Source organism: Accumulibacter sp. (assembly GCF_023806625.1).
Classification (GTDB): Bacteria; Pseudomonadota; Gammaproteobacteria; order Burkholderiales; family Rhodocyclaceae; genus Accumulibacter.
Window position 1 is genome coordinate 53233 of sequence record NZ_JAMTDX010000095.1, and the last position, 19437, is coordinate 72669.

A 19437-nucleotide genomic window follows, 5' to 3' on the forward strand; every position below is an offset into this window, starting at 1 on the left:
ACACGTCGCTTCGCCAAGTTGCTGCGCACAACCGGCATGCGACGTGCAAGGCCATGTTTCCATTGATCAATTTGTTTGATGAACGAATCTGGCACGACAATTGCTGGGTCCCAAGCGCCGCTGGAAGCCTCCGGCCCACCCCATCCGAAAACAAGAGGTCGCCATGAAAACCACTCGCATGCTCACCCCCATCGTCGCCGCGCTTGGCCTGCTCGCCGGCAGCGCCTCGGCAACGACGCTGATCTACAATGATTTCTCCAGCGTCAGCGGGCTGAAGCTGAACGGCAACGCCGCGCAGGCCGGCAACGTCCTGCGAGTGACCCCGGCCAACTACAATCAGAGCGGTTCGGCGTTCAGTCAGACGGCCATCTCGCTGGCCAGCAACGTCTCGTTCAGTTCAGCGTTCAGCTTCCGGATCACCAATTCCGGCGGCAGTAGCGACGGTGACGGCCTGGGCGCCGACGGCATCACCTTCACCGTCCAGACGGTCTCGAATACCGCCGGCGGAATTGGCGGTGGCATCGGTTACGCGGGCATCCTCAATAGCGTCGCCATCGAGTACGACACCTGGGACAACGGCACCTCTTTCAACGACCCGAACGGCAACCACGTCGGGGTCGACCTCGCCGGCGACATCGCGTCGGTGCAGACGGCGGTCGTCGGGACGCGGATGAACGACGGAAACGTCTGGTACTCGTGGGTCGACTACGACGGCACGACCAAGAACCTCGAGGTTCGCCTGTCGCAATCATCGAGCCGCCCGGCTGCTGCGATCCTGACCGGCAACGTCGATCTGGCTGCGGCCCTCGGCACGACCAACGCCTACGTCGGTTTCACCTCGGGCACCGGCGCCGCCTTTGGCGACCACGACATTCTCAGCTGGGAGTTTCGTGACACCTTCGCACCGATTGGCAACGCTCCCGAGCCCGCTTCGCTGGCGCTGCTCGGCCTAGGCCTGTTCGGGCTGGCCGCCGCGAGAAAACGCCAGGCCGGCTGAACGTCCTCTGCGCAGTGCAGACCCTGTGCCGGATCGGCACAGGGTTTTTTTTCCATCGCGGATCGCGGCGCCGACAGGCGCCCGCCCGCCCTGCACCGTGAGCCCGGCGACCGCCGCTCACCCGGCCGCGAGCGGGACTCGGCCGGCGTAGCCGGTCAGTTCGAGGTAGCCGCGACCGCTCAGGCTGCCCTCGACGCGGACCAGCCCCTCCCAGTAGACGACCCGCGCCGGGCGGTTCACCGAAAGCTCCTGATCGTCGACGATCGGCACCGTCCGCACGCCGAGCTCGCCGATCCGGATGCCGATCTCGACCGGGTAGCTGGCTCCGCTGCGCGCCGACTGCCAGTTGCGCAGCGGCGTGAACACCACTTCGGGCCCGTCGAACTGCCGCAGACGGCCGGCCGCATCGCGCCAGGCCGCGTGGGCGTGCAGCGTCGCACCGCTCGCGCTGCGCAGGCGAAAGGCCATCAGCGCGCCGCCGTCGGCGAGATTGATTCCGATCCAGTCCCAGCCGACGGCGCCCGAGCCGAGAATCCGCGTCGACCACTCGTGGTCGAACCACGCCTTGCCCGAGGCCTCGCGCCCCTTGCCGTCGTAGAGCAATCTGCCGGAGACGCGCAGCTGCGGCCAGCTGACGTAGTGGCTCGCCAGATCGCCGGCAGCGTCCTTGCGCGAGTAGCCATCGCGCCCCTGGAGCAGCAGCGGCCGGGTCGCGGCGAGCGTCAGGTCGAAAGCGAAGTCGCGGGCGTTCATCTGCAGCCGGAGGAACTCACCTGCCGGAGAATCGAGCCGCCGCAGGCGCCACGGGCCGAGCCAGACGTCGCAGTCTTCGCTCGACAGGCCGCTGCCGAGTCCGGCTCTGGCGGCCCTTTCGGCGTGACGAAGTCCGACGCCGGGAAGGGTCAGCGCGGCGTGGGCGAAGACGATCTGGCGCGCGGCGATCGGCGAGCGCAGTTCCTCGGCGATCCCCGGCCGGCTGCGGAAGAAGGTCAGCTGGAAACCGCTGTCCGCGGGCTCATCGAGCGCGCCGGTGACGTACCACCACTCGGTCCGGAAGTCGGGATGTGCGCCGTGATCGCGCGGGAAGACGAGCTTTCGCCCAGGCTCGACCTCTGCGTAGACGACCGCCCCGGCACTTGGCGAGTCGCTCGCCGCCGAACGCGCGAACCCCGGCAGGAGCAACGGAGTGACCAGGAAGCGACGGCGATCCATCGACCGCGAGCGCCCTACTGGGCGCTGGCCAGGACCTGCGCCAGCGGCAGGCGCGTCGCCTGGCGCGCGGCGTGGCGACTGGCGAGCAGCGCCGCGGCCAGGGTCAGCGCGACACCGGCGAGCAGCGCCAGAACCGGAACGTCGAGTGGCATCCGCCAGTGGAAGGCCTGTGGATTGACCACCTGCGTGAGGATCGCGCCGATCGCCAGACCACAGGCAAGACCGATCAGCAGCCCGATGGCGGCGATCAGCAGACCTTCGAGCATCACCGCGCGACCGAGCATCCGCCGGTCGAAACCGAGCGCGCCGAGCGTGGCGAGTTCGCGTGCGCGCAGCCAGACACTCGCGGCCAGCGTCACGGCGAGACCGAACAGGCCGATGAGCATCGCCGCCGCTTCGAGCGCATGGGTCACCGCGAAGCTCCGGTCGAAGATCGACAGGCTCAGCGCCCTGAGCTCGCCGTTCGTAGACACTTCCAGGCCTTGGGCAGCGGTGAACGGCGCGAGCCAGCGCAGCGCTTCGGCCTCGTCGCCAGACCGCGGCCACAGCGCGAGATCGGTCGGCGCGAAGTCGCCGCCGAGCCGGGTGTAGTCCTCACGGGCAATGACCACGGCGCCGAACTGGCGGGCATAGTCGCGCCAAACGCCGCCGACGAAGACCTCGATATCGCCGCCGAGCAGCGGCAGGCGCCGGCGCTCACCCGGCCGTAAGCGATAGATCTCCTCGACCGCCTCGCTGATCCAGATGACCACTTCGCCAGGCGCGGCGTCGAACAGCGGCCCGGTAAACGGCAGGCGCGTCCCGGGATCGCGCCGGTCGATCTCGCGGACGATCAGGGCCAGCGCCGGCCGCTGCGCATCGAGGGTCAGCGAACCGTGCGCCGTCCGCTCGACCCGCGCGAAAGGGGCATCGGCCCGGTCGACCGCGTCGAGCAGCGCCTGCGGCAACGGCGTCCCCTTGCTGCGCAGGTACAGCGGCGCCGGCAGGACGTGGTCGAGCCACTGGTCGACGGCGCTGCGGAAACTGGCGACCATGATCACCATGCTCGCGGTCAGCGCGAAGCTGACGATCAGGCCACTCGCCGCCACCTGGGCCATCAGCGGCGCCTGCGCCACGTTCTGCACGGCGACCTGCAGCGGCGGCGACAGCGAGCGCCGCGAGAGCAGGCCGAAAACCGTCCGGGTGAGCCACGGAGCAGCGGCGACACCGACGATCAGCACGACGGCGATCGCCGCGTAGCCGGCGAGCGGCAGGCCGGAGATCGCCGGCAGCCGCGTCAGCCCGAAAGCAGCGGGCACCAGCAGCGCGAAGAGCAGCGGCAAGCGCCAGAAGCGATGCCCGTGTGCACCCGGGTTCTGCGCGAAACCCGTTTTCAGCGCCTGCGCCAGCGGCTGGCGGCGATTGAGCCACGCCGGGTACAGCGCACCGCCGAGACTCGCCGCACAGCCGAGACCGAGGAAGCCGAGCGCCGGGGCAGCGCGAGGCACGAGCAGCGGGCTGCTCGTCGAGAAGAAGCCGCCACCGAGATCGCCGCCGAGAATCTGTGTGAAGGCCAGCGCCAGCGCGTAGCCGATCCCCAGGCCGAGCAGAGCGCCGGGCAGACCGATCGCCAGCGCTTCGAGCAACACCTGCAGCAGACGCATCCGCGGGGCCAGACCGAGCACGCCGAGCAGCGCAAACTGCGTCGAGCGCTGGGCGACCGCGGTCAACTGCGTGGCAAAGACGAGGAAGGCTCCGGTCAGCAGGGCGACGAGAGCCAGCACGTTGAGGTTGACGCGGTAGGCGCGCGAGAGGTTGGCGACTCGCCGCCCCTCGTCGTCGGCAGCGCGCAGCAGCAGCCCGACCGGCAGTCGGGGCCGATGATCGGCCTGCCAGCGAGCCGGATCGGTCTCCGGAGTCAGCCGGATGCGCCCCTCGCTGACCGCACCATTCGGGCCGAAGTGCGCCTGCACCCAGGCGATGTCGGCAACCAGCAGCCGATCACCAGCACCGGTTCCGGGTAGTTCGCCGCCGACGACCGTTGGCCAGTGCCGGTCTCCGCGCCGCAGTGTCAGCGCGTCGCCCGCGCGTAGGCCGAGCTGTTCGAGCAGCGCCGGCGAAGCGTAGACGCGACCGCCGAGGATCCCGCCGGCAGGAGAATCGTCGGCTGGCCTGGGCAACAGTCGGGGCATCACCGCCGCGGCACTGAAGGCGTCGATGCCGAGCAGCCGCAACGGCGTCGCCGTGCCATCGACGCGCACCCGGGTGTCGATCACCGCCGCGACGACCTCGACCGCCGGATCGCGGGCCAGTTCGTCGAGCACGCCCAGCGGAACGCTGCCGGCGCTGTCGCTGGCCGCCAGGACGACGTCGGGATCGCCCTGGACGGTGTTCATCGCCCGCGCAAAGTCGGCCAGCGCGGCGTCGTTGATCAGGTGAATCGCGTAGCCCAGCGCCACCCCGAGAGCGATGGCCAGCAGCGACAACAGCGTCGCCGTGCGCCGCGTCCGGAACTGGGCGGCGATCAGCCACCACGCCAGGCGTCTCACCGCAGGCCCTCGGCGGTCAACAGCAGCGTCCGGTCGCAGCGCTCGGCGACGTGCTGCGAATGGGTGACGATCAGCGCGCCGGCGCCCTGATCACGAGTCCGCTCGAGCAGCAGATCGAGAATCTCGCCGGCGGTTCGCGGGTCGAGGTTGCCGGTCGGCTCGTCGGCGAGGATCAGCGCCGGCCGATGGACGAGCGCGCGAGCAATCGCCACCCGTTGCAGTTCGCCACCCGAGAGCGACGCCGGCCAGCGCCGTTCGAAACCGCCGAGCCCGACGCGCTCGAGCAGGGTGCCGATGCGCCGCGCGTGCTCGCTTCGCGGAACGCGCGAGAGGAGCAGCGGAACGGCGACGTTCTGCTCGACGCTCAGCGTCGGCAGCACGTGGAAGGCCTGAAAGACGAAGCCGATGTGCTGCGCGCGCAGCGCCGCGCGCGCCGCTTCGTCGAGGCGGACGACATCGGTCGCCCGAGGGCCGATGCAGATCGATCCGCGATCGGCGGTCTCGAGGCCGGCGATGCAGTTGAGCAGCGTGCTCTTGCCGACGCCGGACTCGCCGATCAGAGCGACGATCTCGCCGGCGGCGACGGCGAGACCCAGACCGCTGAACAGCGCCCGGCTGGCGCCGGCGTACCGTTTGCTCAGATCGACGACGCTGAGCATCTTTCAGCGAGCGAAACCAGGCGCCGCCAGCGACCTTCGATGTCCGCCGCCACCGGTCGCCCGCTAGCGATCGGCCGGTGCAGCGCGCAGCGCGGCGAGCAGCTTCTGGCCGGCGCGCCCGTCGGCGACCATCCCCAGGCGCCGCTGCTCGGCCTGGATCGCCTGCCTGGTGCTGGCGCCGATGATCCCGTCGATCTCGCCGACCGGATGACCCCGGCTGGCGAGCAGAGTCTGAAGCTCGCGGCGCTCGCGCCGCGACAGGCCCGGGTCGTCGGTCGGCCACGGGGTCACGAAGGGCTTGCCGCCGCCGATCCGGTCGGCGAGGTGGGCGATCGCCAGCGCGTAGCTCTCGGCGGCGTTGTAGCCGTAGATCACGTCGAAGTTGCGCATGACCAGGAACGCCGGTCCGCGCGGCCCGGCGGGCAACAGCAATCCCGCCGTCGTGTCGCCGGCCGGAAGCGGCTGCCCGTCGGCACGCCGCACGCCGCGCCCGGCCCAGTACGAGAGCGGTCGCTTGTTGCCGCGCCCGGCAGCGCTGGTCTCGAAGCCGGCCGGCAGAATGACCTCGAAGCCCCACGGCTCGCCCTTCCGCCAACCGGCCCGGTGCAGGAAGTTGGCTGTCGAAGCCAGCGCGTCGGGCACGCTGTCGACCAGATCCCGCCGCCCGTCACCGTCACCATCGACGGCCAGCCGCAGAAAGGTCGAAGGCATGAACTGGGTCTGGCCGAACGCGCCGGCCCACGAGCCGACCAGGCGATCGGCCGCGATGTCGCCGCTGTCGAGAATCTTCAGCGTACTCAGGAACTCGCCCCGGAAGTACGCCTGGCGACGGCCGTAGCACGACAGCGTGCCGAGCGAGGTGAGCAGCGGGCGCTTGCCGAGGGTGCGACCGAAATTGCTCTCGACCCCCCATACCGCGACGACCGTCTCGGGATCGACCTGGTAGCGCTCGGCGGCTGCGGCCAGCGTCGCCGCCCACTTCTCGCGCATCGCCAGTCCATCGGCCACCCGCTCGTCGTCGACGAGTCCGGCGAGGTAGTCCCAGATCGGCGTGCGAAACTCCGGCTGGTAGTCGAGCAGCTCGAGCACGCTCATGTCGGGCACGAGCCCGGCGGTCAGCCGGTCGAAAGACGCGCCTGAAACGCCCCTGGCCGCAGCATCCGCGCGCAGACCGGCGAGACAAGCGGGGAATCGATCGCCCTGCGCCGCGCCCTGCGCGAGCGTGGCGCTGGCCGAGAGCGCCAGGGGAAGAGCCAGCCAGCCGACGTTCATGCTCATCGCTCCTCAGCAATCGCCCGCCGCAGGGGCTGACGGATCGCGGGACGGATGCGGCGCGGCCACGGCAGGCAGGCGGCCGGCCGGGCCCGGCGAACCCGGCACGCCGTCTTCATCGGCGATCACCTCGCCGTCGATCACCCGCCCGCCGCCCTGCCGGGCACTATCGCGCCGGTTCATCGGGTTGCGCATCTGCTGCTCGAGATGTCGCCGCAGATGCCGTGTCTTCCAGTGCAGATAGGCATAGACGAGAGAACCGACGAGGAGCACCGCGGCCAGGGCGACCAGCGAGAACATCAGTCCCAGAGCGAGCAGCACGGCGCCGGCGAGAATCGCCAGCAGCCGGCCGATGGTCCCTCCGGGCGCGGAAGCCGGGCGCGTCGTCGCAGAACCCGCGGGCGATCGTTCTTCGGAGGTCATCGGGCTGTCGTTCCTGGTCTGGCGGCGGTCGGAGGCGCCATTGTAAGCGATCCGCTGCCCGGGCCGCCGGCCGGGCCGTTGCGCCTGGCCGCCGAAGTCTGTCCTGATCGCCCCGACGCGGTTTCGCCCAACGGAGCGATCGGCCTGATGCAACTGATGCCGGCGACGGCCCGGCGCTTCGGCGTCGTCGATGCCAGGCAACCGGAAAGCAACGTCGGCGCCGGCAGCGCCTACCTGCGGCAGTTGCTCGACCGCTTCAACAGCCTGCCGCTCGCGCTCGCCGCCTACAATGCCGGCGAAGCGGCGGTGGTCCGCCATGGCAACCGGTTTCCCCCGTACGCGGAGACGGTCGGCTACGTGCAGCGGATCCTCCGCGACTACGGCAGCGAGTCGCAGCAGGCGAGCCCGCCCTCCCCCGTCCATGCGCCGGGGCTGCGCCTCGCCCGAAGCGATTCCGAAGCCGATCGCCTGAGCCTCACGCCCCGACACTAGCCCGGGGCGATCCGCTCGTTCCGATCGCCGGAGGCTTTTCCGGCTCGGTGTCGTTGCGCGCCGACCCGAACCTGCCGGTGGCGACGCGGCTTCTGCACCGGATCGGGAGCACCCTGGAGGCGACTGTTTCGAGGGACCGGCGCGCCGTCGGCACACGAGTGAAGAGCGCATCTCCTCGTCCGGACGGCGTCTCAGCGACCCGGGAACCGCGCGATGTGTCCTCCCCGACCGGTCGGGCTCCCGCCAGGAAAAGAAACGGCCCGCGCAGGGGGGAACTGCGCGGGCCGGTGAGGCCGTCGCCTCGACGTTCCCGAGGGGGAGGGATGGGAGAGGGGGAGAGGACCGTCCCGGCGACGAAACGAATGCTACCGGAGACTCGGCGCTGGATCCGTGACATTTGTCCTCCCCGACCGATCGGGCTGCAAGATGAGCCGCAAAAAAGAAACGGCCCGCGCAGGGGGGGAGGTGCGCGGGCCGGTGATGCCGTCGCCTCGACGTTCCCGGGGGAGGGAGGGGGGAGGGGGAGAGGACCGTCCCGGCGACGAAACGAATGCTACCGGAGCCCCGGCGCAGGGTCTGTGAAATATTTGTGCTTTTCTGTCACAGCGTGTGTGCGACTTCGGCGAAAGGATCCGGGGCACCGGCGAACAGCCTCGCCGAGAGCGCCAGTTCCTTGCTGTCGATCGAGTCGAGGAACTCTTTCGCCGGGCCCATGCCGCGGAAGGCGTTGAAGCCGCGATCGAGGAACTCGTGCAGTTCGCCGAGTCCGGCGACGTGCGCCGGGCCGCGCATCAGCCGCAGCAGACCGCTGATCAACGGTTTCCTGGCCAGCCGGTCGAGTGCCTCGCCGGTCTGGCGAATCAGCCGGATCTGGCGGTTCCGCTCTTCCGGAAAGCCGACCGCCCGGTAGGCTGCAGCGTAGCTGTCTTCGCCGATGCACTCGATCAGGCCGGCGCGGGACAATTCGCCGACCATCGCCGAGTCGAGTTCCTCGGTCAGCGCATCGACCTCGACGGCCAGCGCGACCGTGCGCAGGCCGGTCGCCGGGAGCAGGCGGATCAGCAGCGGCAGGATTCTTTCGACCTCCTCGTCGCGACTGCTGAAATCCTTCGGCCCGTAGAGGTCGGTGAGGAAGAATTGCGCGGCCTGGCCATAGCGCGGACTGGCGAGCAGGCCGGCGTGCGTGCGCCCCAGCCTGGCGGCCTGCCATTCACGCAGGAGCATCCGGTGACGCCCGGTCGCCGGATCGGCGTTCGCCTGCAGGCGCAGCTGCCTGGCGCTTTTCAGGTGCCGGCGCAGGTCGTCGGCGCACTGCTGCTTCTCGATCGAGACTCCGGCATCTTCCATGGCCGGCGATTATGCACCGCCGGCGACCGATCTGTTTAGAGGGCGCCGCCTAACGACATGTGCCCACGCAGATTACACTTTTCGTCGATCGACCATCGGCAAGGAGGCGCGGATGTCCCGGACGGATTCACTGGCCAGCCGTTTCGCGCGCCTGCAGCAGGCTGCGCGCGACGAACCATACCCCGACCGCGCGGTCCGCGAGCACCGCCTGCGGGCTCTCGACCGCCTGCTGCTCGACAACGAGACGGCGATCGCCGAAGCGATCCGCCGCGACTTCGGCCACCGCTCGCCGGCCGAAACGCGTCTGCTCGAACTCTTCCCGAGTCATCAGGCGATCCGCCACGCGCTCCGTCATCTCAAACACTGGATGCGGCCACAGTCGCGTCGCGTCTCGCTGTGGTTCCAGCCCAGCACGGCCGAGCTGCGTCACCAGCCGCTGGGCGCGGTGGGCATCATGGTCCCGTGGAACTATCCGGTCTTCCTCGCCGCCGCTCCGCTCGTCGCCGCGCTGGCCGCCGGAAATCGCGTACTGATCAAGATGTCCGAATTCACGCCGGCGACGTCGGCGCTGTTCGCCGAGCTCGTCGCCGGTGCGTTTGCCGACGACGAGTTCTCGGTCGTCGAGGGAGACGCTCTGGTGGCCCGGGAGTTTGCGCGCCTGCCCTTCGACCACCTGCTGTTCACCGGCTCGACTCCGGTCGGCCACCAGGTCATGGCCGCCGCGGCCGATAATCTGACGCCGGTCACACTCGAACTCGGCGGCAAATCGCCAGCGATCATCGGCCCCGGGCTCGGCGGAAGTGCGCAGTTCGCCCGTGCGGTCGAGCGGATCGTCGTCGGCAAGTGCCTCAACGCGGGGCAGACCTGCATCGCGCCCGATTACGTCCTCGTCCCAGCCGGCCAGGAGCAGGCGTTCATCGACCACGCGCGGAAGGTCATCGGCACGTGCTATCCCGAACTCGCGACGACGCCCGACTATTCGTCGATCGTCAATGACCGGCAGTACCAGAGGCTCTGCTCGTATCTCGCCGATGCCTCTGCCGGAGGAGCGCGGATCGTCGAACTCGCCCCCGGCGTTCCGGCCGATCCCGTGATGCGCCGTCTGCCACCGGTGGCCCTGCTCGACGCGCGCGACGACGCGCTGGTCATGCGCGAGGAGATCTTCGGCCCGCTGCTGCCGATCGTCGCTTACCGCGATCTCGCCGCAGCGATCGGCTACGTCAATCGGCGACCGCGGCCTCTGGCCCTCTACTACTTCGACGACGACGCCGCGCAGATCGAGCGCGTACTCGCCGAAACGGTGTCCGGTGGAGTGACGATCAACGACACGATCCTGCACATCGCCCAGGACGACCTGCCGTTCGGCGGTGTCGGGCCGAGCGGCATGGGCTGCTACCACGGTTTCGCCGGCTTCGAGACCTTCTCGGCGAGAAAAGGCGTCTATAGGCAGTCGCGGGTCTCGGCGATCGGTCTGTTCAAGCCTCCCTATGGCAAGCTGTTCGATCGTCTGACGGGGATCCTGCTGCGATGAGGATCTCGCGACGCCAGTTCATCCGAACCGGCCTGGCCGGCAGCCTGCTGCTCTCGTGGGCGGGCTGGCTGAACGCCAGCGGCGCGCGGCCGCTGACCGCTAGCGAGCGCGAAATGCTCCTGGCGGTGAGCGACGCCATGCTCGAAGGCGCATTGCCAACCGAAGGCGAACGCCGGCGCCGGCTGCTCGAGCTGACGATCGACTCGATCGCCGTCGAGGTAGCCGGCCTGCCGCTGGCCACGCAAAAGGAAATTGGCGAGCTGTTCGGACTGCTCCTCGTCGCACCCGGACGAATCGTTCTCGCCGGGATCGGCAAGCCGTGGCGCGAGGCGAGCGTCGGCGAGGTCAGCGAGTTCCTGAAGTCCTGGCGGTCGAGCCGCCTGTCGCTTCTGCAGAGCGCCTACGCGGCGCTCCACGACCTGATCTACGCGGCGTGGTACGCGCGCCCCGACACCTGGGACGCGATCGGCTACCCGGGGCCACCGCGAGGCTACTTCTGATGATCGCCGACCCGATCCGGACCGGCCTGGCCTCAGGCTGGAAGCACGTCGACGCGTCGAAGCTGGCCAGAAACCAGACGATCGAAACCGACGTGGTCGTCGTCGGCACCGGGGCCGGAGGGGGCGTGACCGCGGACCTGCTCAGCGCCAACGGGCTGCGCGTCGTCCTCGTCGAGGAAGGACCGCTGCGCTCGTCGAGCGACTTCCGGATGCGCGAGGCCGACGCTTACCCGGAACTCTATCAGGAGTCGGCCTCACGCAAGACGGGCGACAAGGCGATCAACATCCTCCAGGGCCGCTGCGTCGGCGGGTCGACGACGGTCAACTGGACGAGCAGCTTTCGTACCCCGGCCGAGGTCTTCGCCTTCTGGCAACAGCGCTTCGGACTCCGCCAGCTCAGCGCCGAAGCGATGAGTTCGTGGTTTGCGGTGATGGAGCACAAGCTCTGGGTCCGTCCGTGGGACACTCCCCCGAACGCCAACAACAAGGTCCTGGCGACCGGCGGCGAGAAGCTCGGCATCCCCGTCGCCGGTATACGGCGCAACGTCAAGGGCTGCTGGAACCTCGGCTACTGCGGCATGGGCTGTCCGACGAACGCCAAACAGTCGATGCTCCTGACGACGATTCCCGCGGCGCTGAACCGCGGCGCCACGCTCTACACACGCCTGCGCGCCGACCGGCTGCGCTTCTCCGGACAGCGGATCAGTGCGCTCGAGTGCCTGGCTCTGCAACCCGACGGCATCCGTCCCTCGGGCCGGCGCGTGTATCTTAGCGCCCGGCACTTCGTCGTCGCCGCCGGGGCGATCGGCAGCCCGGCGCTGCTCATGCGCAGCGGCGTGCCCGACCCGCAGCGCCTGCTCGGCAAGCGGACCTTCCTCCACCCGGTGATCATTTCGTCGGCGCTGATGCCCGAGCGCGTCGATGCCTACGCCGGGGCGCCGCAGTCGCTGTACAGCGATCACTTCCTGCACCAGGCGCCGATCGATGGGCCGCTCGGCTTCAAGATCGAAACGCCACCGCTGCACCCGGTGCTCTACTCGACGACACTTCAGGGATTCGGCGAGGCACACGCGCGGCTGATGCGCGAATTCACCAACGTCAGCGTGCTGCTCGCCCTGCTCCGCGACGGCTTCCACCCCGAGAGCCGCGGTGGCCAGGTGCGCCTCGGCGGCGACGGCCTGCCGATCCTCGACTACCCGCTCGGCGAAGTGATCTGGGAGGGTGCGCGACGAGCGCTTCTGGCGATGGCCGAGATCCAGTTCGCCGCCGGCGCGCGCTGGGTCACCCCGGTGCACGAAACGGCCCCGGGCTATTCGAGCTGGGCCGAGGCCCGAAAAGGAATCGCCGAGCTGCCGCTGAAGCCGATCCTCTGCCGCGTCGTCAGTGCGCACGTGATGGGCGGCTGCGGAATGGCCGACAGCCCGGCACGTGGGGTGGTCGACCATCGTGGCCGGCACTTCTGGCTGGCCAACCTGTCGGTTCACGATGGATCGGTCTTCCCGACGAGCCTCGGAGTCAATCCGCAACTGTCAATCTACGGACTGACCGCCCGCAACGCGAGCCTGCTCGCCGCCGAACTGACGGGCCGGCCGCCGCCGGCGATTCCCTGAACGGAGGACGATGGCCATGCTCGCCCGAGCGCTCTGTCTGTCGCTGGCCATCGAGGTCGCGCTCTACGCGACCGTGGCGCACTATGTCGCTGACGCGACCCCTGGCGGCAGCGCCCTCGCCGCGCTGACCGGCGTCCTGCTGCTGCGCGGCCTGCTGCTCGCGGTGAGCTACGCCTATGCCTGGGAGCATCGCTCGCCAGCGCCACGCCTTTCGGCGATCGACACGCTGCGCATGGTCTGCGGCGAATACGCCGCATTCGTCTTCAGCTTCCTCGTGCTCTTCCCGCTCGAGCGCTGGACGATGGCCAGCGACCGCCTCGATCCGCCATCGGGCAGGCGGCGGCTGCCGGTTCTGCTGGTCCATGGCTACGGTTGTTCGCGTGCCGCCTGGTGGTGGCTGCGCCGCCGGATCGAAGCGGCCGGCTGGAACGTGGCGACGATCAGTCTCGAGCCAGTCTACACGAGCATCGACGACTACATCGAACCACTGGCCCGACGCGTCGACGCGGTTCTCGCGGCAACCGGCGCCGACCGACTCGTGCTCGTCGGGCACAGCATGGGCGGCCTCGTCGCGCGCGCCTATCTGCAGCGCCACGGAAGCTCGCGGACGGCGCGCCTGATCACGCTCGGCACGCCGCATCAGGGCAGCGAACTGGCCTACATCGGCTTCGGCGCCAATGCCCGCCAGATGGAGCCGGGCAGCGCCTGGCTGCAGGCCCTTGCCAGCCCGACAACGGTGCTCGATACTGTCGTGATCTACAGTCCGCACGACAATTTCGTGATGCCGCAACGCCGACTGCTGCTCCCCGGAGCCAGACTCCAGGCAATCGAAGGACTCGGCCACCTGGCGATGCTCTACTCGCCTCGCGTCGCCACGGCGCTGCTCGCCGCACTGGCCGACGATGGGTCCGGGTCGGCTGCAGCTCGGCCAGCAGCAAGCCGATGAAACCGACGGCGGCCGGCACCGCGTTCTGCCTGCTGCTGCTGGCGATGCCGATCGCCGCGCAGGAGGTCTTCGTCACCCGCGGCGCGCAGGGACCGGTCTACTCGGACAGGCCACAACCGGGATCGAGCCGGGTGACCCTCCCGGAACTCAACGTGACCCAGCCGGTTCCGGTGACGAGAAGCACGACACCACCAGGGCCGCGGGCAACCGACGAGACCCGCGGCCAGGAAGCGGCCGCCCCAGCCTATCAGCGCTTCGCCATCGTCTTCCCCGAAGAGAACGGCGCCGTAGCAGCGAATACGGCGGTGTTCGACGTGCGCGTGGCCGTCGAACCGCCGCTACAGATCGGCCAAGGCCACGCGATCATGGTCAGCATCGACGGCCGGCCGGTCGGGAGGCGATTCACGGCCAGCGAGTTTACGATTCCCCCGGAATTCTGGAACGACACGCTGCCGCCACCCAATCAGCGCCATCAGGTCGACGCCGCGATCGTCGACCGCGACGGGGCAGTCCTCACGCGCGCCAGGCCGGTCAGCTTCACCCTGCGCTCCGTTTATGTACGGCAGCCGAAACCCTGGGCGTCGCACCGGGCCGGTCAGCTGCCGGTTCAGCCGGCTCCACCTTCGATCCCGCTCGCTCCGCTGCGAGTTCCACCCGCCTCGTTGCCGGCCCCCTCGATCGCGTCACCGGTTCCGCCGGCCAAGGTCAAACCGTGGCCGCCGGCCAGGGAACCGGCGAACCAGAGGTTCGATGAGCAGACCAGACGCTGGCCGCCTGCCGATGACCTCCGGCGGCAATAGCATGGATGGCGACGCGCCGGCTCCGAGCATGCACACTGCAGCGATCGATGCCGCTCTTGCCGCGGACCGGGATCGGGCACACGCGATCGTCCAGGAACTTGACGACCCGCTGGCCTGCTGGATCCACGCGATCCTGCACAAGATCGAGGGCGACGAATGGAACAGTCGCTACTGGTACCGCCGGACGCGCGGCAGGCGGTACGAGGATTACTCCGATGCCCGCGCCGAATTGCTCGCCGCGCTCGACGAAGCGCGCAGGAAATAGGACGAAAATGGGTCCCAGATTACAGGTCATCACGCCGGAAATCTGCCAGGTCGGCGGGCCCGGGCTGACGCATCCGAACGACGCGGCAATCTACCTGATCAACTTCGCCAATGCCGCGGCGCTCGTCGATGCGGGCAGCGGCCGGGCGGGCGATCGCGTAGTGATGAACATCGAAGCCGCCGGGGTCGACGCCAGGGACATCCGCTATCTGCTGCTCACGCACTGCCATTACGACCATAGCGGGGGCGCCGCCGCATTCAGGAAACGCTTTGGCTGGCGGGTGGCGATCCACGCCAGCGAGGTCGATTGCCTCGAATCCGGCGACAGCCAGGTCAGCGCGGCCAGCTGGTACGGCGACGAACTGGCTCCGTGCCCGGTCGACATCCGGCTTGCCGACGGCGACCGCCTGTCGCTCGGCGATCGTGCGGTCGAGGTGATCCACATCCCGGGCCATTCACCCGGATCGGTCGCCTACCTCGTCGAGTCGGCAGGCCAGCGCGTGCTTTTCGCGCAGGACGTGCATGGACCGATCCATCCGACACTGCACTCCGACCCTGTCGAATACCAGGCATCCCTGCGCCGCCTGCTCGCGCTCGACGTCGACGTCCTCTGCGAGGGCCATTACGGCGTCTTCTACGGTCGCGCGCAGATCAGCCGTTTCATCGAGCGATTCATCGAGCGCTGAAACGGCCGACGGCCGGCGCCGCGGGCAACGACGCAACAGAGCCTGCCTGGCGGGCAAAGCCGACTGCCAGCAAGAAACAGTACGGCCTCAGGCCGGCAGCGCTGGCGACCGATCAAGAGTTCTCGCCACCCTCGCTGGCCAGTCCGGCGAACAGTTCGAGCGTCCGTTCGGCCTCCTCCGGGTCGAGCCGGGCGAGTGCATAGCCGACATGGACGATCACGTAGTCGCCGACGGCGATGTCCTCGACCAGCGCCAGTGAAATCTCCCTGGCCACTCCGGCGATGTCGACCCGCGCCTGGTCACCGGACAGGAGCTCGACGACGCGACAGGGCACGGCGAGGCACATCGTCGCGCCCTTCTAACCGTCGAGCAGGTGCTGCAAGGCGACCCAGGCCTGGCCCACCGAGAGCCCGCCGTCGTTGGGAGGAACCTGATGCGACTCGATCACCTGGATTCCCTGCGCCCCGAGACGCGCGCGCAGCCCGCGCAGCAGCATCTGGTTGAGGAAGCACCCGCCGCTGGCCACCACCGCCTTTTCGTCGGGAGCGACGACGCGCAACCAGTCGGCGATCGCCGCAGCCAGCGTCGCGTGAAACAGCGCCGCACCGCGCTCGGCGCTCCTCTCGTCGGCGAGCACGGCAAACAGCGGCAGCAGGTCGAGCACGCCGCCGTCGATCTTCCAGCCGTGATCGAGCGGCAGGATGTCGCCATAGCGTTGGGCCAGACCTTCGAGAAGCATCGCCGCCTGCCCCTCGTAGGCCATGACCTCGCGGACACCGAGAAGCCCTGCAGCGGCATCGAAAATCCGCCCTGCGCTCGTCGTCGGCGGGCAGTGGATGTCGCCGGCGAGCATCTGGGCGACCGCCGCAGCGGCCGGCTGATCGGGAAAGCGCTGGCGAATCTCGGTCGTCTGACCAAGCCGGTGGAGCATCGCCGCAGCCATGCGCCACGGTTCGTTGGCCGCCCGGTCGCCACCGGGCAGACCGAGCGGTGCGAGGTGACCGAGGCGCGTGAAGTTCGCGCCGTCGATGCGCAGCAACTCGCCACCCCACGCCGAGCCGTCGGTTCCCAGACCGACTCCATCGAGTGACAGGGCCAGGGCGCGCTCACGAATCCCGTGCTCGGCAAGGACCGCGGCGGCATGCGCGTGATGATGCTGCACGCCGAGCAGGGGCAGACCGCGCTGCTCGGCAAAATCGGCGGCAAAGCGCGTCGAATGGAAATCCGGGTGGAGATCGTGAGCGACGATCGTCGGTTCGACGCCGAGCAGCTTCACCAGCTGACCGACCGTTTCCTCGAGGAAATCGCAGGCCGCGGCGTTATCGAGGTCGCCGATGTGCTGCGAGACGAAGGCCTCGTCACCGCGAGTGACGCAGACGGTATTCTTGTACCAGCCGCCGACGGCGAGCACCGATGGCCCGGAAGCCGGCAAGCGGATCGACCGTGGCGTATAGCCGCGCGCACGCCGAATGAACTGCAGGCCGGTGCTGCTGATCCTCGCCACGCTGTCGTCGCAACGAGCGACGATGTCGCGGTCGTGCATCAGGAACGCGTCGGCAATCCCGTAGAGGCGAAGCAGCGCCTCGCTGTTCCCGATGACCAGAGGCTCGCCGCCGGGATTCGCGCTGGTCATCACCAGGGCGAGATCCTGCGCGCGTTCGAGCCAGCCGGTACCGGCCGGACGCCTCGCCGCCTCGTGGAAGAGCAGGAACTGCACCGGCGTGTAGGGCAGCATCACGCCGAGCCAGGCCAGCCCCGGAGCGACGCCGGCGAGCGCCGCGTCGCACTGGCTGCGCTTCCTCAGCAGGATCGCCGGGCGCGTCGGCAGGCTCAGCAGACCGGGCTCGCCGATGCCGATCTGCACATAGCGCGCGGCCGACGCCGCGTTGGCGAGCATCACGACGAACGGCTTCTCTTCCCGCTGCTTGCGTTCGCGGAGCAGCGCGACGGCGACCGCGTCGTGTGCGTCACAGGCCAGATGGAAGCCGCCGAGTCCCTTGATCGCAACGATCTTTCCCTGGCGCAAGAGGTCGAGCGTCGCGGCGATCGGATCGCCGCCGATGCGGTGCCCTTCACCGTCGAGGAGCAGCAGTTGAGGCCCGCATTTCGGACAGCAGTTGGCCTCGGCGTGAAAGCGCCGATCCTCGGGCCGCCGGTACTCGTGGTGACAGCGCGAGCACATCGGGAACGGCTTGAGGCTCGTGCGCACCCGGTCGTAGGGCAGGCCGCGACTGATCGTGTAGCGCGGACCGCAGTTCGTGCAGTTGATGAACGGGTGACGCCAGCGCCGCCCGCCCGGATCGAAAAGCTCGCCGAGGCAGTCACGGCAGACGGCGGTGTCGTGGCCGATCATCGTTCCCGCGCGGCCGTTGCGGCTGTCGATGATCACGAAGCCTTCCCCGGCACAGACCGAAGACGCGTCACGGGCGACGACCGCGTTGACCCGGGCCAGCGGCGGCGCATCGTGCTCGAGGCGCTCGAGCAGCGTCCTGACCTGACCGGCCGCACCGCAGACCTCGATCTCGACACCGCGCGAATCGTTGCGCACCCAGCCGGCCAGGCCGAGTTCGCGGGCCAGCCTCCAGACGAAGGGACGGAAGCCGACTCCCTGGACGACACCGCTGACCCGGATGTGCCGGCAGACGATCGAGTCGGACATCTCAGTCTCCATGGATCGTCGACAGCCGCGCTTCGAGCTCGGCGATCCGCCGACGCAACGCGGCGACGGTGACCCGCTTGTGCTCCTGTGCCCGACTGCATCCCGCCTGCAGCCAGGCGAGCCACTCCGCAAAGCCCTCGCCCGTCGTCGCTGAAACGCGGATCACTTCGAGGGCCGGGTTGACCTGCTGCGCGTACATGATCGCCAGGTCGGCGTCGAATTCGACGTAGGGCAGCAGGTCGACCTTGTTCAACAACATCAGCGAAGCCGCGTGAAACATGTTCGGGTATTTCAGCGGCTTGTCCTCGCCTTCGGTCACCGAAAGGATCACCACCTTGTGCGCTTCACCGAGGTCGAACGCCGCAGGACAGACGAGGTTGCCGACGTTCTCGATCAGCAGCAGCGAATCGTCGGCCGGAGAAAGCTCGTGCAACGCACCGCCGATCATCTGCGCGTCGAGGTGGCAACCCTTTCCCGTATTGATCTGCAGTGCCGGCACCCCGGTCTCGCGGATGCGCAGCGCGTCACGACTCGTCTGCTGGTCGCCTTCGATGACCGCGATCGGCAGTTTCGCCTTGAGCAGTTCGATCGTCCGGCAGAGCAGGCTCGTCTTCCCCGAGCCGGGGCTCGAAACGAGGTTCAGCGCGAAGATCCCCTGCTCTTCGCAACGCCGCCGATTGCGCGCGGCAAAGGAATCGTTGCGCGCCAGGATGTCGCGCTCGATCTGCACCATCCGCGTGGGCGTGATCGCCGGCGGATGCCCGGCGTGATGACCGTGGCCGGCCGTCGACGAAGACTCGTGAGCCACATCCAGGCCCGGCGCGCCGGAATGCCGGTGTCCCGGCGAGTGCTCATCGTCATGCCCGGACAACTGCCCGGGGCGGTGGCTGTGCCAGCGGCCGTCGCCATGGTGATGAAACGACACGCCGCCCTCGGGCGGTCGCTGCCCGACCGATGCTGGTCGATCGTCGGCAGTGCCTTCCGCCGAACGCGGCGCCGCGCCCTGCCCTTCCTCAAGCGCCGAAGCGTCGCCTTCCGGCGACCTCTGCTTGGCGTCGCCGGACCCGCCGACGCCGCAACCGCAGGTCGTACACATCGTGCTGTCTCCTCTTGTTATTCGACCTCGAGCTCCCTGACGCGCATCTCGGTGCCGCCGGTCGGATTGACCGGGTAACCGCCGCAAGCAGGGCAAGGGTCGTACAGCGCCGCGAGCGGCACCGCCTGATGACAATTAAAGCATAAACCCTGGCCGGCCACCTGAACGACCTGCAGTCGGGCACCGTCGGCCAGCGTTCCTTCGCTTACCGACGAGAAGCAGAAGCGGATCGCCTCGGGTTCGACGGCGGCCAGTTCGCCGATCTCGAGAATCACCGTGCGAACCCGCCGGAAGCCCCGCTCGCCCGCCGCGTCCTCGATGATCCGCAGGATGTCGATGGCCAGCGACATCTCATGCATCGTCTTGATTAGCCACAATGTTCAGCAAGCTCACGTGGCGAGCCTGCCGGGGTGAA

Annotated in this window: 19 protein-coding genes; 9 read left to right on the top strand and 10 right to left on the bottom strand. The window is 69.0% G+C overall.

Going from position 1 to position 19437, the window contains the following annotated elements; genetic code table 11:
* Positions 1-163: 163 nt before the first annotated feature.
* Positions 164-997: an L-type lectin-domain containing protein gene (locus NFW05_RS15170; protein ID WP_295308728.1), complete on the top strand. Its 834-nt coding sequence runs from the start codon at positions 164-166 to the stop codon at positions 995-997.
* A gap of 117 nt (positions 998-1114) precedes the next feature.
* Here NFW05_RS15170 and NFW05_RS15175 read toward each other — a convergent pair whose 3' ends face one another.
* The 5 genes from NFW05_RS15175 to NFW05_RS15195 all read right to left on the bottom strand — a co-directional run bounded on the left by NFW05_RS15175 (position 1115) and on the right by NFW05_RS15195 (position 7091).
* Positions 1115-2209 carry a lipocalin-like domain-containing protein gene (locus NFW05_RS15175; RefSeq protein WP_295308731.1) on the bottom strand — a complete coding sequence of 365 codons (1095 nt, stop codon included), beginning with the start codon at positions 2207-2209 and terminating at the stop codon, positions 1115-1117.
* A 14-nt stretch (positions 2210-2223) separates the two neighbouring features.
* A complete protein-coding gene (locus NFW05_RS15180; RefSeq protein WP_295308734.1) occupies positions 2224-4737 on the bottom strand; it encodes an FtsX-like permease family protein in 2514 nt (837 codons plus the stop codon).
* Complete coding sequence (locus tag NFW05_RS15185; RefSeq protein WP_295308737.1) at positions 4734-5396, bottom strand: ABC transporter ATP-binding protein; 663 nt, start codon at positions 5394-5396, stop codon at positions 4734-4736. The genes NFW05_RS15180 and NFW05_RS15185 overlap by 4 nt, the downstream gene beginning before the upstream one ends.
* 63 nt (positions 5397-5459) lie before the next feature.
* Entirely contained in the window at positions 5460-6674 is a 1215-nt protein-coding gene (locus NFW05_RS15190) for a lytic murein transglycosylase (RefSeq protein ID WP_295308740.1), read from the bottom strand.
* Between the two features lie 6 nt (positions 6675-6680).
* Positions 6681-7091: a hypothetical protein gene (locus NFW05_RS15195; RefSeq protein WP_295308743.1), complete on the bottom strand. Its 411-nt coding sequence runs from the start codon at positions 7089-7091 to the stop codon at positions 6681-6683.
* A 78-nt stretch (positions 7092-7169) separates the two neighbouring features.
* Between NFW05_RS15195 and NFW05_RS15200 the strand changes: the two genes are divergently transcribed.
* Positions 7170-7583 carry a lytic transglycosylase domain-containing protein gene (locus NFW05_RS15200; RefSeq protein WP_311104705.1) on the top strand — a complete coding sequence of 138 codons (414 nt, stop codon included), beginning with the start codon at positions 7170-7172 and terminating at the stop codon, positions 7581-7583.
* 600 nt (positions 7584-8183) lie between these two features.
* Here NFW05_RS15200 and NFW05_RS15205 read toward each other — a convergent pair.
* On the bottom strand, positions 8184-8930 hold the full coding sequence (locus tag NFW05_RS15205; protein ID WP_295308746.1) for a hypothetical protein: 747 nt from the start codon (positions 8928-8930) through the stop codon (positions 8184-8186).
* Positions 8931-9042: 112 nt separating this feature from the next.
* Here NFW05_RS15205 and NFW05_RS15210 point away from each other — a divergent pair, with 112 nt between their 5' ends.
* Genes NFW05_RS15210 through NFW05_RS15240 form a run of 7 tightly spaced genes read left to right on the top strand, consistent with a single transcriptional unit; the run spans position 9043 to position 15267 of the window.
* The gene (locus NFW05_RS15210; protein ID WP_295308749.1) at positions 9043-10461 is read left to right on the top strand and encodes a coniferyl aldehyde dehydrogenase; all 1419 of its coding nucleotides are present in this window, start codon (positions 9043-9045) and stop codon (positions 10459-10461) included.
* Positions 10458-10961 carry a hypothetical protein gene (locus tag NFW05_RS15215; protein ID WP_295308752.1) on the top strand — a complete coding sequence of 168 codons (504 nt, stop codon included), beginning with the start codon at positions 10458-10460 and terminating at the stop codon, positions 10959-10961. The genes NFW05_RS15210 and NFW05_RS15215 overlap by 4 nt, the downstream gene beginning before the upstream one ends.
* Complete coding sequence (locus NFW05_RS15220) at positions 10961-12571, top strand: GMC family oxidoreductase (protein WP_295308754.1); 1611 nt, start codon at positions 10961-10963, stop codon at positions 12569-12571. Before NFW05_RS15215 ends, NFW05_RS15220 begins: the two co-directional genes overlap by 1 nt.
* 16 nt (positions 12572-12587) lie before the next feature.
* Positions 12588-13517 carry an alpha/beta fold hydrolase gene (locus NFW05_RS15225; RefSeq protein ID WP_295308757.1) on the top strand — a complete coding sequence of 310 codons (930 nt, stop codon included), beginning with the start codon at positions 12588-12590 and terminating at the stop codon, positions 13515-13517.
* On the top strand, positions 13514-14317 hold the full coding sequence (locus tag NFW05_RS15230) for a hypothetical protein (RefSeq protein ID WP_295308759.1): 804 nt from the start codon (positions 13514-13516) through the stop codon (positions 14315-14317). The genes NFW05_RS15225 and NFW05_RS15230 overlap by 4 nt, the downstream gene beginning before the upstream one ends.
* 28 nt (positions 14318-14345) lie before the next feature.
* Complete coding sequence (locus tag NFW05_RS15235; RefSeq protein ID WP_295308762.1) at positions 14346-14582, top strand: hypothetical protein; 237 nt, start codon at positions 14346-14348, stop codon at positions 14580-14582.
* A gap of 7 nt (positions 14583-14589) precedes the next feature.
* Complete coding sequence (locus NFW05_RS15240; protein ID WP_295308765.1) at positions 14590-15267, top strand: MBL fold metallo-hydrolase; 678 nt, start codon at positions 14590-14592, stop codon at positions 15265-15267.
* Positions 15268-15379: 112 nt separating this feature from the next.
* Here NFW05_RS15240 and NFW05_RS15245 read toward each other — a convergent pair whose 3' ends face one another.
* The 4 genes from NFW05_RS15245 to hypA are packed head-to-tail and all read right to left on the bottom strand — an operon-like array spanning position 15380 to position 19381.
* A complete protein-coding gene (locus NFW05_RS15245) occupies positions 15380-15613 on the bottom strand; it encodes a HypC/HybG/HupF family hydrogenase formation chaperone (RefSeq protein ID WP_295308767.1) in 234 nt (77 codons plus the stop codon).
* A 12-nt stretch (positions 15614-15625) separates the two neighbouring features.
* The gene (gene hypF / locus NFW05_RS15250; protein ID WP_295308770.1) at positions 15626-17926 is read right to left on the bottom strand and encodes a carbamoyltransferase HypF; all 2301 of its coding nucleotides are present in this window, start codon (positions 17924-17926) and stop codon (positions 15626-15628) included.
* Position 17927: 1 nt separating this feature from the next.
* Positions 17928-19022 (bottom strand): hydrogenase nickel incorporation protein HypB, encoded by a 1095-nt coding sequence (gene hypB / locus NFW05_RS15255; protein ID WP_295308773.1) that lies wholly within the window; start codon positions 19020-19022, stop codon positions 17928-17930.
* 17 nt (positions 19023-19039) lie between these two features.
* Entirely contained in the window at positions 19040-19381 is a 342-nt protein-coding gene (hypA, locus tag NFW05_RS15260) for a hydrogenase maturation nickel metallochaperone HypA (protein ID WP_295308776.1), read from the bottom strand.
* Positions 19382-19437: the final 56 nt, after the last annotated feature.